At 65.2% G+C, this 13,797-nt stretch carries 16 protein-coding genes; 14 read left to right on the top strand and 2 right to left on the bottom strand.

The genetic code is table 11. From position 1 onward, the window contains the following. Nucleotides 1-3: 3 nt before the first annotated feature. The 13 genes from napA (at nt 4) to ACWPWQ_RS10145 (ending at nt 10,679) form a co-directional block, all read left to right on the top strand. Nucleotides 4-2,493 (top strand): nitrate reductase catalytic subunit NapA, encoded by a 2,490-nt coding sequence (gene napA, locus ACWPWQ_RS10205; protein WP_454009710.1) that lies wholly within the window; start codon nt 4-6, stop codon nt 2,491-2,493. A gap of 15 nt (nt 2,494-2,508) precedes the next feature. Beyond that, nucleotides 2,509-3,243, top strand: coding sequence for a ferredoxin-type protein NapG (napG, locus tag ACWPWQ_RS10200; RefSeq protein ID WP_454009709.1), 735 nt, complete (start codon nt 2,509-2,511; stop codon nt 3,241-3,243). Beyond that, nucleotides 3,240-4,115, top strand: a complete 876-nt coding sequence (gene napH, locus ACWPWQ_RS10195) for a quinol dehydrogenase ferredoxin subunit NapH (protein WP_454009708.1) — start codon at nt 3,240-3,242, stop codon at nt 4,113-4,115. Before napG ends, napH begins: the two co-directional genes overlap by 4 nt. Beyond that, complete coding sequence (locus ACWPWQ_RS10190; RefSeq protein WP_139439291.1) at nt 4,115-4,570, top strand: nitrate reductase cytochrome c-type subunit; 456 nt, start codon at nt 4,115-4,117, stop codon at nt 4,568-4,570. Before napH ends, ACWPWQ_RS10190 begins: the two co-directional genes overlap by 1 nt. Nucleotides 4,571-4,581: 11 nt before the next feature. Next, nucleotides 4,582-5,172: a cytochrome c3 family protein gene (locus tag ACWPWQ_RS10185; protein ID WP_139439292.1), complete on the top strand. Its 591-nt coding sequence runs from the start codon at nt 4,582-4,584 to the stop codon at nt 5,170-5,172. Between the two features lie 224 nt (nt 5,173-5,396). After that, nucleotides 5,397-5,903: a molybdenum cofactor biosynthesis protein B gene (moaB, locus tag ACWPWQ_RS10180; protein ID WP_106887335.1), complete on the top strand. Its 507-nt coding sequence runs from the start codon at nt 5,397-5,399 to the stop codon at nt 5,901-5,903. 50 nt (nt 5,904-5,953) lie between these two features. After that, nucleotides 5,954-6,448: a cyclic pyranopterin monophosphate synthase MoaC gene (gene moaC / locus ACWPWQ_RS10175; RefSeq protein ID WP_454009707.1), complete on the top strand. Its 495-nt coding sequence runs from the start codon at nt 5,954-5,956 to the stop codon at nt 6,446-6,448. Continuing rightward, nucleotides 6,445-6,690, top strand: coding sequence for a molybdopterin synthase sulfur carrier subunit (moaD, locus tag ACWPWQ_RS10170; RefSeq protein WP_454009706.1), 246 nt, complete (start codon nt 6,445-6,447; stop codon nt 6,688-6,690). The genes moaC and moaD overlap by 4 nt, the downstream gene beginning before the upstream one ends. 2 nt (nt 6,691-6,692) lie before the next feature. Further along, the gene (gene moaE, locus ACWPWQ_RS10165) at nt 6,693-7,172 is read left to right on the top strand and encodes a molybdopterin synthase catalytic subunit MoaE (protein WP_454009705.1); all 480 of its coding nucleotides are present in this window, start codon (nt 6,693-6,695) and stop codon (nt 7,170-7,172) included. An 84-nt stretch (nt 7,173-7,256) separates the two neighbouring features. Next, nucleotides 7,257-7,985, top strand: coding sequence for a molybdate ABC transporter substrate-binding protein (gene modA, locus ACWPWQ_RS10160; RefSeq protein WP_454009704.1), 729 nt, complete (start codon nt 7,257-7,259; stop codon nt 7,983-7,985). A 111-nt stretch (nt 7,986-8,096) separates the two neighbouring features. Next, nucleotides 8,097-8,777 carry a molybdate ABC transporter permease subunit gene (gene modB, locus ACWPWQ_RS10155; protein WP_139439297.1) on the top strand — a complete coding sequence of 227 codons (681 nt, stop codon included), beginning with the start codon at nt 8,097-8,099 and terminating at the stop codon, nt 8,775-8,777. After that, nucleotides 8,774-9,829, top strand: coding sequence for a molybdenum ABC transporter ATP-binding protein (modC, locus tag ACWPWQ_RS10150; RefSeq protein ID WP_404838111.1), 1,056 nt, complete (start codon nt 8,774-8,776; stop codon nt 9,827-9,829). The genes modB and modC overlap by 4 nt, the downstream gene beginning before the upstream one ends. Before the next feature lie 70 nt (nt 9,830-9,899). After that, nucleotides 9,900-10,679 carry an alpha/beta fold hydrolase gene (locus tag ACWPWQ_RS10145; protein ID WP_041206121.1) on the top strand — a complete coding sequence of 260 codons (780 nt, stop codon included), beginning with the start codon at nt 9,900-9,902 and terminating at the stop codon, nt 10,677-10,679. A gap of 64 nt (nt 10,680-10,743) precedes the next feature. Here the strand turns inward: ACWPWQ_RS10145 and moeB are convergent, their stop codons facing one another. Beyond that, complete coding sequence (gene moeB, locus ACWPWQ_RS10140; RefSeq protein WP_265435690.1) at nt 10,744-11,499, bottom strand: molybdopterin-synthase adenylyltransferase MoeB; 756 nt, start codon at nt 11,497-11,499, stop codon at nt 10,744-10,746. After that, entirely contained in the window at nt 11,496-12,722 is a 1,227-nt protein-coding gene (gene moeA, locus ACWPWQ_RS10135) for a molybdopterin molybdotransferase MoeA (protein WP_454009769.1), read from the bottom strand. Before moeA ends, moeB begins: the two co-directional genes overlap by 4 nt. A gap of 353 nt (nt 12,723-13,075) precedes the next feature. On the opposite strand from moeA, the gene folE reads away from it, so the two are divergent. Next, nucleotides 13,076-13,732 carry a GTP cyclohydrolase I FolE gene (gene folE, locus ACWPWQ_RS10130; RefSeq protein WP_106887327.1) on the top strand — a complete coding sequence of 219 codons (657 nt, stop codon included), beginning with the start codon at nt 13,076-13,078 and terminating at the stop codon, nt 13,730-13,732. Nucleotides 13,733-13,797 lie beyond the last annotated feature (65 nt).

The following is a 13,797-nucleotide window of genomic DNA, read 5'->3' as shown; positions in this document are numbered from 1 at the left end:
GTCATGAAGCTGAGTCGACGCGACTTTATGAAGGCCAATGCGGTGGCGGCAGCCGCTGCCGTGGCCGGAGTCAGTGCCCCCACCCTGGCGGCGAACCTTATTACCAGCACCGACAAGACTGCCATCACCTGGGACAAGGCGCCCTGCCGCTTCTGCGGCACCGGCTGCTCCGTGCTGGTGGGCTCCCAGGCCGGCCGCGTCGTGGCGACCCAGGGCGATCCCGATGCGCCGGTCAACCGTGGCCTCAACTGCATCAAGGGCTACTTCCTCTCCAAGATCATGTACGGCGAGGATCGCCTGACCCAGCCCATGCTGCGCATGACCAATGGCAAGTTCGACAAGAATGGCGACTTCGCCCCCATCAGCTGGGATCAGGCGTTCGACATCATGGCCGAGAAGTTCAAGGCCACCCTTAAAGAGAAGGGACCGACCGCGGTGGGCATGTTCGGCTCCGGCCAATGGACCGTCTGGGAAGGCTATGCCGCCGCCAAGCTGATGAAGGCGGGCCTGCGCACCAACAACCTGGATCCCAACGCCCGTCACTGCATGGCCTCCGCCGTGGTCGGTTTCATGCGTACCTTCGGCATGGATGAGCCCATGGGCTGCTACGACGACATCGAGCAGGCCGACGCCTTCGTGCTCTGGGGCTCCAACATGGCCGAGATGCACCCCATCCTCTGGTCACGGATGTCCGATCGCCGCCTCTCCAACCCGGATGTGCAGGTGCACGTGCTCTCCACCTTCGAGCACCGCAGCTTCGAGCTGGCGGACAACGGCATGGTGTTCACGCCCCAGACCGACTTGGCGATCCTCAACTACATCGCCAACTACATCATCCAGAACGACAAGGTGAACTGGGACTTCGTCAACAAGCACACCCAGTTCCGCAAGGGGGTCACCGACATCGGCTATGGCCTGCGCCCGACTCACCCGACGCAGCAGAAGGCCAAAAACCCGGACAGCGGCGACTCCACCCCCATGAGCTTCGACGACTTCGCGAAGTTTGTGGCGGATTACGACGTCGACTCCGTGGCCAAGCTCTCCGGCGTCTCCAAAGAGAAGCTGGAAAAACTGGCCCAGATCTATGCGGATCCGGACAAGAAGGTGGTCTCCTACTGGACCATGGGCTTCAACCAGCACACCCGTGGCGTCTGGGCGAACAACCTCTGTTACAACATCCACCTGCTGACCGGCAAGATCTCCACCCCGGGCTCGGGTCCCTTCTCCCTGACCGGCCAGCCCTCCGCCTGCGGCACCGCGCGGGAAGTGGGCACCTTCGCCCACCGCCTGCCCGCCGACATGGTGGTCACCGATCCTGCGCACCGCGCCATCGCCGAGAAGATCTGGAAGCTGCCGGAAGGCACCATTCCCGAGCAGGTGGGTTATCACGCCGTGCTGCAAAACCGCATGCTCAAAGACGGCAAGCTCAACGCCTACTGGGTGATGTGTAACAACAACATGCAGGCCGGTCCCAACATGAACGAGGAGGGGCTGCCCGGTTATCGCAACCCGGCCAACTTCATCGTGGTCTCCGACCCTTACCCGACCGTCACGGCGCAGGCGGCTGACCTCATCCTGCCCACCGCCATGTGGGTGGAGAAAGAGGGGGCCTATGGCAACGCCGAGCGCCGCACCCAGTTCTGGCACCAGCAGGTGAAGGCGCCGGAAGGGGCCAAGTCCGACCTGTGGCAGCTGATGGAGTTTTCCAAGCGCTTCACCGTGGAAGAGGTGTGGCCGGCTGAGCTGATTGCCAAGATGCCGGAAGTGAAGGGCAAGACCCTGTTCGAGGTGCTCTATGCCAACGGTCAGGTGAACCAGTTCCCGAAAGAGCAGAGCAAGGGGGCGCTGAACGACGAGGCGGAACACTTCGGCTTCTACGTGCAGAAGGGGCTGTTCGAGGAGTACGCCTCCTTCGGTCGCGGTCACGGCCACGATCTCGCGCCCTTCGATCAGTACCACGAGGCGCGCGGCCTGCGCTGGCCCGTGGTGGACGGCAAGGAGACCCTGTGGCGCTATCGCGAAGGGTTCGACCCTTATGTGAAGGCGGGGGAGGGGGTGAAATTCTACGGCAAGCCGGACGGCAAGGCGGTCATCTTCGCGCTGCCCTATGAACCTGCCGCCGAAGCACCGGATAAAGAGTACGACATGTGGCTCTCCACCGGTCGCGTGCTGGAGCACTGGCACACCGGCACCATGACCCGCCGGGTGCCCGAGCTCTATCGCGCCTTCCCGGATGCGGTGCTCTTCATGCACCCGGAAGATGCCAAGGCCCGCGGCGTGCGCCGTGGTGAAGAGGTGATCGTCGCCTCCCGCCGGGGCGAGGTGAAGACCCGGGTCGAGACCCGCGGCCGCAACCGTCCGCCCAAAGGCCTGGTGTTCATGCCCTTCTTCGATGCGAGCCAGCTGGTCAACAAGCTGACCCTGGACGCCACGGATCCCCTCTCCAAAGAGACGGATTACAAGAAGTGCGCCGTCAAGGTCATGAAGGCGTAAGGCGGGGCCGGGGGGATGAGTCGCAGCCGTCGCCAGTTCCTGGCCGACCTTGCCAAGGGGGCCTGCTCCGTGGGCCTCCTGGGTGTGGGTCTGGGCTCGGTGGCCCGCCAGCAGGCGCAGGCGGTGCCCGCCCAGGCACTGCGGCCGCCGGCGGCACTGGGGGAGGCAGACTTCCTTGGTGCCTGCGTGCGCTGCGGGCTCTGCGCCCTGGCCTGCCCCTACGACACCCTCAAGCTCGCCCGGCTGCTGGATCCCGTGACCACGGGCACCCCCTATTTCGAGGCCCGCGCCGTTCCCTGCGAGATGTGTGACGACATCCCCTGCGTGGCGGCCTGCCCGAGCGGGGCGCTGGACCAGGGGATGACCGACATCGATCAGGCGCGCATGGGGGTGGCGGTGCTCATCGATCACGAGACCTGCCTCAACTACCTGGGGCTGCGCTGCGATGTTTGCTATCGGGTCTGCCCGCTGATAGACAAGGCGATCACCCTCGAACTGCAACGCAATCCGCGCACCGGCAAGCACGCCATGTTCCTGCCCACGGTACACAGCGATCTGTGCACCGGCTGCGGCAAGTGCGAGCACGCCTGCGTGCTGGAGACGGCGGCCATCAAGGTGGTGCCCCGCGGGCTTGCCAAGGGGGAGCTGGGTCATCACTACCGGCTCGGCTGGGAAGAGAAGGCCAAGGCGGGCAAGTCCCTCATCGGTGAGCGACTCACCCTGCCCACCCGCAAACCGGAGGGGTTATGAGTCGTTATCCGGGGGCCGAGGCCAGCGCCAGGCTGGGGTGGTGGCGCGCCCACCGCTTCCTGCTGCTGCGCCGTCTCTGCCAGTTCGGCGTGCTGGGGCTCTTCCTGCTGGGGCCGCTCGCGGGGGTCTGGATCCTCAAGGGCAACCTCTCCAGCTCCCTGCTGCTGGAGACGGTGCCCCTCTCGGATCCGCTCACCCTGCTGCAGTCGGTGGCGGCGGGCCATTGGCCCATCACCACCCTGTGGCTGGGGGCGGCAGTGGTGCTGGCCGGTTACTGGCTGGTCGGGGGGCGGGTGTTCTGCTCCTGGGTCTGCCCGGTCAACCTGGTCACGGACGCCGCCGCCTGGCTCAGGGCCCGGCTCGGGCTCAAGGGCAACGGCCAGTTCAACCGCAACACCCGCTACTGGCTGCTGGCCATGGTGCTGGTGGCCCCCGCCATCACCGGCGTGCTGGTGTGGGAGCTGGTCAATCCGGTCTCCTTGGCCATGCGCGGCCTGCTGTTTGGCATGGGGGCGGGCTGGGGTCTGCTGGTGGCCCTGTTCCTGTTCGATCTGTTCGTGGTGGAGCGGGGCTGGTGTGGTCATCTCTGTCCGGTGGGGGCCTTCTATGCCCTGGTCAACCGGATCGGGTTTATCAAGATTTCTGCCAGGGGGCGTGAGCGGTGCAGCAACTGCATGGATTGTTATGCGGTCTGCCCGGAGCGTCCCATCCTGCGCGGCCCGGTTCACGGGGCCAGGCGCGGTCACGGGCCCTTGATTGTGGCTCAGGAGTGTACCAACTGCGGCCGTTGCATCGATGTCTGCGCGGAGCAAGTTTTCGAAATCACTACAGGTTTTGCCGTCAAGGCAGAGAAAACGTCGGAGAACAAATAATGAAAAAGCTGATTGGAGCAATGCTGGCCTGCCTGATGGCGGGCTCCTTGATGGCAGCCACCCCCGAGATCACCAACAGCACGGGGGGGATCAAGTCGGAGCGGGGGAGCACGGATCTGGTGACCGAGGCGGATGCCGCCCCGCTCAAGAACTACCGCAAGGATGGGGATCTCTATGATCGCCAGTACATGCATCAGCCGCCGCTGATCCCCCACGATACCCGCAACTACGAGGTGGACAACAAGGTCAACAAGTGCCTGGCCTGCCACAGCTTCAAGAACGCCAGCAAGATGAAGGCGCCCAAGATAAGCCCGACGCACTTCGAGACCCGCGACGGCATGACCCTTGGCGAAGTGTCCCCCCGTCGCTACTTCTGCCTGCAGTGCCACGTGCCGCAAGCGGATGCCAAGCCGCTGGTGGAAAATACGTTTAAACCAGTTGAAGCGCTGAACTGAGGGACCCCCAGATGAAATTACCCGGCTTTATCCAGCGTCTGTGGACCACCTTCAAGTCCCCCTCGAAGGCAGCCCTCTGGGTGCTGCTGCTGATGGGCTTCTTCGGCGGTGTCATCTTCTGGGGCGGCTTCAACACCGCCATGGAGGCCTCCAACACCGAGAAGTTCTGCACCGGTTGCCACGAGATGAAGGACAACGTCTTCGTGGAGTACCGCGACACCATCCACTATGCGAACCGCTCCGGGGTGCGCGCCAGCTGCCCGGATTGCCACGTGCCCCACGAATGGACCTACAAGATCATTCGCAAGGTGCAGGCCTCCAAGGAGCTGTGGGGCATGCTGACCGGCAAGGTGGATACCCGCGAGAAGTTTGAATCCCACCGCCGGGAGATGGCGGAGCGGGAGTGGCAGCGGATGAAGGAGACGGATTCGCGCGAGTGCCGCAACTGCCACAACTTCGAGTACATGGACTTCTCCCTGCAGGGGCGGCGGGCGGCCCAGATGCATTCCACCAACCTGGCAAGCGGTCAGAATACCTGCATCGACTGTCACAAGGGGATAGCGCATCAGCTGCCTGACATGAAGGGCGTGGAAGGGTTCTAAGGCGCCGGGCCATCGGAGCGGATAGCGCCGCTTCGATGGCCTTTGATTTTTATGGGCCTTTTAACCCCTGCGCCAGACATCTTTTGATAGAATCCCTTCCCGGCAACGCGGCGCCCCTGTCGGCGCGCTTTCACCGACCGGCATGGCCGGGCGACGCGTACCCCTCTTCTTCCTCTCGTGGTCAATGAATGATTGACAGGATTTGTCCTATGGCATCCAGAAACATGGCACCCAAAAACAGCGAATTCATCCCTCTCAAGATCGCCGTGCTGACGGTCTCCGACAGCCGCACCGCCGCCGACGACAGCTCGGGGGATTATCTGGTATCGGCTCTGACCCAGGCGGGGCACCAACTCGCGGATCGGGCCCTGTGCGCCGACAACCTGTTCCGGATCCGGGCCCAGGTGAGCCAGTGGATCGTCGACGAGGCGGTCCAGGTGGTGCTGATCAACGGTGGCACCGGCTTCAATGAACAGAACCGGGTGCCGGAAGCGGTAGGGGTGCTGTTCGAGCGCACCGTACAGGGCTTTGGCGAGATGTTCCGCCAGCTCTCCTTCGCCGAGATAAAGGGCTCGGCCATGCAGAGCCGCGCCCTGGCGGGGCTCGCCAATCGCACCCTGATCTGCTGCCTGCCGGGCTCCACCGGCGCCTGCCAGCTCGGCTGGGAGCAGCTCATCCGGGATCAGCTGGACGCCCGCACCAGGCCGTGCAACTTCGTGTCCCATCTATGATCTCGGGAGTTTCTCTCGATTATCCATCTTGTTTTTCGATAGGGGAATAGATGAACCTGACCCATCTCAACCAGAGCGGCGAAGCCCACATGGTGGATGTCACCGACAAGCAGGTCACCCAGCGGGAGGCCCGCGCCGAGGCCTTCGTGACCATGGCCCCCGCGACCCTGGCCCTTATCCTCGGCGGTCAGCACCACAAGGGGGACGTGTTCGCCACCGCCCGCATCGCCGGCATCATGGCGGCCAAGAAGACCGCCGATCTCATTCCCCTCTGCCACCCTCTGGCCCTGACCCGGGTGGAGGTAGAGATTGAGGCCCAGCCCGAGCACAATAGGGTCCATATCCGTACCCTCTGCAAGCTGTCCGGCAAGACAGGGGTGGAGATGGAGGCGCTCACCGCGGCGTCCGTGGCGGCGCTGACCATCTACGACATGTGCAAGGCGGTGCAAAAGGACATGGTGATCGAGCAAGTCAGGCTGGTGGAGAAGAAGGGCGGCAAGTCCGGCCACTTCCAGCTGGGCTCCCAGGCAGGAGAGAAGGCATGATCAAGGTACTGTTTTTTGCGCAAGTAAGGGAGCTGGTGGGCTGCGACGAGCTCTGCCTGCCCAGCGACTATGCCACGGCCGAAGCGCTTCGTGGGGCCTTGTGCGAGCGCGGCGACAAGTGGGCCCTGGCGCTCGAATCGGGCAAGCTGCTGGTGGCGGTCAACCAGACCCTGGTGCCGCTGGATACGCCGCTCAATGATGGCGATGAAGTCGCCTTCTTCCCCCCGGTGACCGGAGGTTGAGAATGAGCGAGATAATGACCGTGGATCGCATCCTGGTGCAGCGGGCCGACTTCTCCCTGGGGGAGGAGTATGAGCGCCTCGCCGCCCGCCATGACAGTGGCGCCATCGTCACCTTCGTCGGCAAGGTGCGCGACTTCAATCAGGGGGAGGAGGTGAAGGGGCTCTCCCTCGAGCACTACCCCGGCATGACCGAGAAGGCTCTGACGGACATAGTCAAAGAGGCCCGTGGCCGCTGGTCGCTGCAGGAGTGCACCCTCATTCACCGCATCGGCGATCTGCTGCTCGGGGATCAAATCGTGCTGGTGGCGGTGAGCAGCGCCCACAGGGACGCGGCATTCGAGGCCTGCCACTTCATCATGGATTTTTTGAAGACCCGGGCACCGTTCTGGAAAAAAGAGCTGACCGCCGAGGGCGTTCAGCGCTGGGTCGAGGCCAAGGCGAGTGATGACGCCGCCGCTGCCCGCTGGCGGCAAGCGCCCTAGCCAGCCCGGTTCGATGACAGGCGAGCGCCGCGGGCGCTCGCCACCACTTGCTTCGGGTTCGCCGGAGCCTCAAGGAGACAGGGAATGAAGAAACAGTTGTCTGTGGTGTTGCTCGGCCTCGTGGCCGGCGCCTTGCACAGCGGGGCCGCTCGGGCCGATGAGGTCAGGGTAGCGGTGGCCGCCAACTTCAAGGGCACCATAGAGCGCATCGGCAAGGAGTTCACCGCCAAGACAGGCCACAGCGTCGTCATCAGCTCGGCGGCCACCGGGGTGCTCTACACCCAGATCACCCACGGCGCCCCCTTCGATCTCTTCCTCTCCGCCGACGTGGCCACCCCTGAAAAACTGGAGGCGGAGGGCAAGGGGAGCGGTCGCTTCACCTACGCCATCGGCCAGCTCGGCCTGTGGCAGAAGGGGGGACCTGCCCCTGACGAGGCCACCTTGCGCAACTGGCAGGGGGAGCTGGCCATCGCCAACCCGAAGACCGCCCCCTATGGCGCCGCGGCCATGGCAACCCTGGCCCACCTCAAGCTCGATCCCAAGCAATACAGGGTGCTGACCGGCACCAACATCAGCCAGACCTGGCAGTTCGTCGACACCGGCAATGCGAAGCTGGGCTTCGTCGCCTGGGCCAACCTGGTGGAAGCGGGCAAGACTGGCGAAGCCTGGGCGGTACCGGCCAGCTTCTACCCCCCCATAGAGCAGCAGGGGCTGATCTTGAAGAAGGGGGAAGCAGTCGATGCCCTGGTGGCCTGGCTCAAGGGCCCCGGTCAGGAGCAGATCAAGGCTGCAGGCTATGCCCTGCCCCGATAAGGGGATGGTTCAGATGCGATACCCTGAGTGGTCGGCCTTCGGGTTGGCCACTCTTTGCAATGAGGATGGATACCATGCCGTTGGGGGCATTTATCAACCGGGAGGTCGGCGATGAGTGAAGGGGATCTGCTGGCGGTCTGGCTGACCCTCAAGCTGGCGGCCAGCACCACCGCCATCCTGCTGCTGCTGTCGCCGCCGCTCGCCTGGTGGCTGTCGCGCAGCCAGCATCGGCTGCGGCCGCTGGTGGAGGCCCTGGTGGCGCTGCCCCTGGTGCTGCCGCCGACCGTGCTCGGCTTCTATCTGCTGCTCGCCTTCTCGCCGGAGTATGGTCTCGGCGCCTGGTGGCGGGAGACCTTCGGAACCCCGCTCGCCTTCAGCTTCCTCGGCCTGCTGTTTGCCTCCATCCTCTATTCGCTCCCCTTCGTGGTGCAGCCGCTCACCTCCGCCTTCGTCAACATGGGCAACAAGGAGCTCGAGGCCGCCGCCACCCTGGGGCTGGGGCCCCTTGAGCGCTTCTTTCAGATCATCTTGCCGATGACGCTGCCGAGCTTCGTGATGGCGGCGGCCCTCGGCTTTGCCCACACCCTGGGGGAGTTTGGCGTGGTGCTGATGATAGGGGGCAACATCCCCGGCGAGACCCAGGTGCTCTCCATCGCCCTGTTTGATCACGTGGAAGCCATGGATTATCGGCACGCCCACTACCTGGCGGGTGGCCTGATGGGCTTCTCCCTGGTGATGCTGGTGCTGGTCTACGGTGTGCTGCAGCGCCGGCAGCGGAGGTTGTTCGGATGAGCCTGCACCTCAAGGCCAGCCGTGCGTTCGGCGCCTTCACCCTGGCATGCGATCTGGCGCTGCCCCTTGGCGGCATTCTCGGCCTCTTTGGCCCCTCCGGCTGTGGCAAGAGCACCTTGCTGCGCATCATCGCCGGGCTGGACCGTGCCCCCTCGGACGTCCTGCGCTGGCAGGGGCGGGAGCTGGCGGCCCTGCTGCCGGAGGCGCGCCGCATCGGGCTGGTGTTCCAGGACTCCCGCCTCTTTCCCCATATGACGGTGCTTGGCAACCTGCAGCTGGCGGCGGGCAAGGGGCGAGGGCGCTGGCAGCCCGAGGCGCTGGCGGAGCGGCTCGGCTTTGCGGATCTGCTGGGGCAGCCCGCCCACGGCCTCTCCGGCGGCCAGCGCCAGCGGGTGGCCCTGGGGCGGGCCCTGCTGGCAGAGCCGGATCTGCTGCTGCTCGATGAACCCTTCTCGGCGCTGGACAGCCGCAGCCGCATCCATCAGGCCCATGTGCTCAAGGGGTTGCAGCGCGAAAGCGGCATCCCCATGATCTTCGTGAGCCACGCCATGGAGGAGGTGAGCCTGCTCTGCGATCAGCTGGTGCTGCTGGCAGATGGCAGGCTGGAGGCGCAAGGCAGGCCGAGCGAGATCTTCGCCCGCACCGACCTCTCCCTCGCCAGTCGCGACGATGCCGGTGTCATGCTGACGGCAACCCTGGCCCACTACGACGACGCTGAGCAGATGGCGACCCTGCAACTCGGGGATCAGAGCCTGATGGTCACCATGGAGCATGCCCCCGACGAGACAGGGGAGTTGCAGATCAAGGTGGCGGGGCGGGATCTGGTGATCGCCACCGCCCCCATAGCGCACTCCAGCCTCTCCAACTGCCTCGAGACCCGACTGCTGGAGGCGCGGGAGGTGAGGCCGGGGCAAACCCTGTTGCAGTTGGCGCTGGGGCAGCAGATACTGCTGGCCCGGATCACCAGCCGCTCCGCGCAGCGGCTGGCGCTGGTGCCGGGGCAGCGCCTCTACGCCTACATCAAGGCGGTGAGCCTGGTGGGAGAGGGCTGAGGAGCGTGTCGCCACAGCATGGGCAGCAAGGCCGTCAATGGCCGCTTTCGAGTCGAGAGGGAGAGCACGGGTGCGTCGCAACCAGGTAATGAAATCCCATGGATTGGCCTTGCGCAGCGCGGGGGAGGGCCCCTTGCTGCTCCTGCTGCACGGCCTTGGCTCCTCCAGCCTCGACTGGCAGGCCCAGATCGAGCACTTCTCCCAGCACTACCGGGTGGTGGCGCTGGATCTGCGCGGCCACGGCCAGAGCATGCAGGAGGGGCCCTTCGATGTGCCCACCCTGGCGGCGGACGTGGCCCGCTGGCTCGAGGAGCAGCCGGAACCCGCCTGGGTGGTGGGGCTCTCCCTGGGTGCCATGGTGGCGCTGGAGCTGGCGCTGCGACTGCCCCACAAGGTGCGGGGGCTGGTGCTGGTCAACGGCTTCAGCGAGTTTCTGCTGGAGACGCCAAGGGAGCAGGAGCGCCATGCCATGCGCCTCAAGTGGCTGCGCTGGTTTGGCATGCGGCCGCTGGCCTGGTGGCTGGGGCGCGAACTCTTCCCCGGTCCCGAGCTTGCCCAGGTGCGCCACACCTTCCGGCTGCGCTTCGTGCGCAGCAACAAGAAAAAGACCTACAAGGCGCTGCTGGAAGCGCTGCCCGGCTGGTCGGTGCGCGCCCGGCTCGGCAGCCTCTGGCAGCCGGTGGCCATCATCTCCACCAGTCACGACTACCTGCCGCTTGCCAAACGGGTGGAGCAGTTCGCCTCCCTGCCCAACGCCAGCATCCATACCCCAGAGGGCCATCACGCCTGGCCCGCGGAAGATCCCGCCGGGTTCAATCATCTGTTGCAGCGGATCCTGGCGACTCACTGAGCCTGTATGGGCACAAAAATGCCGAACCCCTGGGTTCGGCATTTTTGATAGCGCGGTTTGCCGCTCAGGGCTGGGAGCAGACCGGGCAGTCCGGGCGCTTGGGGAGCTTCAGCTCGCGAAAGCTGCCACCCAGGCCGTCGATCATCAGCAGGCGGCCGCTGTGGCTTTTGCCCATGCCCGCCAAGAGCTTGATGGCCTCCAGCGCCTGCAGGCTGCCCACCAGACCGACCACGGGGGCCAGCACCCCGGCCTCGACACAGGTCAGGGACTGCTCGCCAAACAGGGCGCTCAGGCAGGCGTAGCAGGGCTCGTCCTCCTGCCAGGTAAAGCTGCAGAGCTGCCCCTCCAGCCGGATGGCGGCGCCGGACACCAGGGGCACCCTGTGCCGGCGGGCGCGCTGGTTGAGCAGGTTGCGGATGGCGACGTTGTCGGTACAGTCGAGCACCAGCTGGTGCTCTGGCAACAGGGCATCGAGCAGCGCCTCGTCGGCGAGGAGGGCGTGGGTTTCAACCTCTAGCCAGGGGTTGAGGGCCCGCAGCGTCTTGGCGGCGGAGTCCACCTTGTGCATGCCGATGCGCTCGTCGCTGTGCAGCACCTGGCGCTGCAGATTGGAGAGCTCCACCCGATCGAAATCCACCAGGGTGAGGTGGCCGACCCCGGCCACCGCCAGATACTGGCTGGCGGCGCAGCCCAGACCCCCGGCGCCTATCACCAGCACCCGGGCCTGCTTGAGCGCCTCCTGCCCCTCGAAATCGAAAGATTTAAGAATGATCTGACGGTTGTAGCGAAGCAGCTCCGCATCGCTCAGGATCTCGCTCACAGCAGCAGCCCCGAGAAGGGCTCGACGGTCACCGTCTCACCGGCGGCCACCTTGCCGCGTTCCTGCTCGAGCACTATGTAGCAGTTGGCCCGGGACAGGGAGCTGAACACCCCGGAGTCCTGGGAGCCGGTGCTGCGCACCACCAGGCCGTCAGGCCCCTGGCTCAGGATGCCGCGCTGGAAGTCCAGGCGTCCCGGCGCCTTCTTGAGGGGCTCGGCCGCCATGGCCTGTAGCGGCAGGGGGCGCGCGAAGTGGTGGCCGGCCAGCCTGGCCAGCGCCGGTTGCACCAGCTGATCGAAGGTGACCATGGCGGAGACGGGGTTGCCCGGCAGGCCGAAGAACCAGGCGTTTGGCAGGCGGCCGAAGGCAAAGGGCTTGCCCGGCTTGATGGCGAGCTTCCAGAAGCCGATTTCGCCAAGCTCCTCCAGCAACTGCTTGGTGAAGTCCGCTTCCCCCACCGAGACGCCCCCCGTGGTGATCAGGGCATCCGCCTCGCGGTCAGCTTGCTGGAAGGCGGCGCGCAGGGCGGCCGGATCGTCGGGGATGATGCCAAGATCCAGGCACTCTATGCCCATGCGGGTCAGCATGGCCTTGACCCCGTAACGGTTGGAATCATAGATGTCACCGTGGGCGAGGGGCGTGCCCAGGGGCTTGAGCTCGTCCCCCGTGCTGAAGATGGCCACCTTGAGGGGACGGCGCACCGTCACCGTGGCGATGCCCAAGGAGGCCAGCAGCGGCAGCTCCCGGGGGCTGAGGCGCAGGCCGCTGGCCAGTACTTGCGCTCCTTGCGCCAGATCCTCGCCCCGGCGGCGGATGTTCTGGCCAGGGAAGGGAGTCGTCAGAAAAGTGATCCTGTTGCCGCCTTCCTGCGTTTCTTCCTGCATCACGACCGCCTCCGTGCCCGCCGGCACAGGGGCGCCGGTCATGATGCGGATGCAGTGACCGGCCGGCCACTCGCCCTCATAGGGCTGGCCGGCGAAGGCCTTGCCCGCGACGGGGAGCGGGGCGCCGGCGGCGAGATCCGCCAGGCGCACGGCATAGCCGTCCATGGCGGCGTTGTCGAAGGGGGGCACCGACAGGGGGGAGCTTATCTCCTCGGCCAGTATCCGATCCAGCGCCTGGGGCAGCGGCAACTGCTCCGTCTCGCAGCGGCAGCCGAGTTGTTCCAGCATCCCTTGCAGGGCCTTGTCCAAGGGGAGGAGTGCACCGGTATCGAATCCCATCATCATGACCTCTCTGGTGTATAGGGGGCGGATTATCCCAAAAATCCGTCCGTATGGGCAGGCGGATCGCGCAGGAACGCGGGGGAAAGCCGATTTTTGCCGCGATGAGAGGGAGGTCAACTCCTTGAATTACCTCCTTGTGGGTGGCGTGAGAGGCGCGCTTGCATGTGGAGTGCCAGACCTGTGCCCGGCGCCCCGAACGGGAGGGGAAGAGGGTAAAACAGGGCGGTTTGGCATAAAGTCAGGTGCCGGGCTTGAGTTAGTTTGAATTATGACAATAATCGCCCTGTAACATTGCGCCACGGCACCACGTCGATGGCCAGCACAGTCCCTGAGCGTGGGAGAGAAACAAGATGACGAGCTTTAGCCAGGAAGCCCTGTTGGTCAGGGCAGCGCTCGAGGCCGAGGGCCTGGAGACACCACTGGTGGCCAATGGGTTGAACGGCCAGCAGAAGAAGGAAAACATCGAAGGCCATATGCGCGCCATCATGGAGACGCTGGGGCTGGATCTGGCCGATGACAGTCTGGCCGAGACGCCGCACCGCATCGCCAAGATGTACGTGAACGAGATCTTCTCCGGCCTCGACTATGCCACCTTTCCCAAGGTGACGGTGATCGAGAACAAGATGAAGGTGGACGAGATGATCATGGTGCGGGACATCAGCCTCACCAGCACCTGTGAGCACCACTTCGTCACCATAGACGGGCTGGCCCACGTGGCCTACATCCCCCGTGGCAAGGTGATCGGGCTGTCGAAGATCAACCGCATAGTGCAGTTCTTCGCCCGCCGTCCCCAGGTGCAGGAGCGGCTCACCCAGCAGATCCTGTTGGCGTTGCAGACCCTGCTCGGCACCAGGGACGTGGCCATCAGCATCAAGGCGACCCACTTCTGCGTGAAGGCGCGCGGCGTGATGGATTCGACCTCCTATACCACCACCACCTCCCTCGGCGGTGTGTTCAAGACCCAGCCAGACACCCGTGCCGAGTTTCTCGGTGGCCTGAAAGGCTAGTCACCTGGGGGCATGTCCCACCGACATGCCCCGACTTCTTCCCTCCCGTCTGCCGCTCCGGTTTA

It is taken from the genome of Aeromonas sp. Marseille-Q7275 (assembly GCF_965119515.1).
The sequence above is the reverse complement of the archived record's forward strand: the minus strand, read 5'-3'. Positions and strand labels throughout refer to the sequence as shown.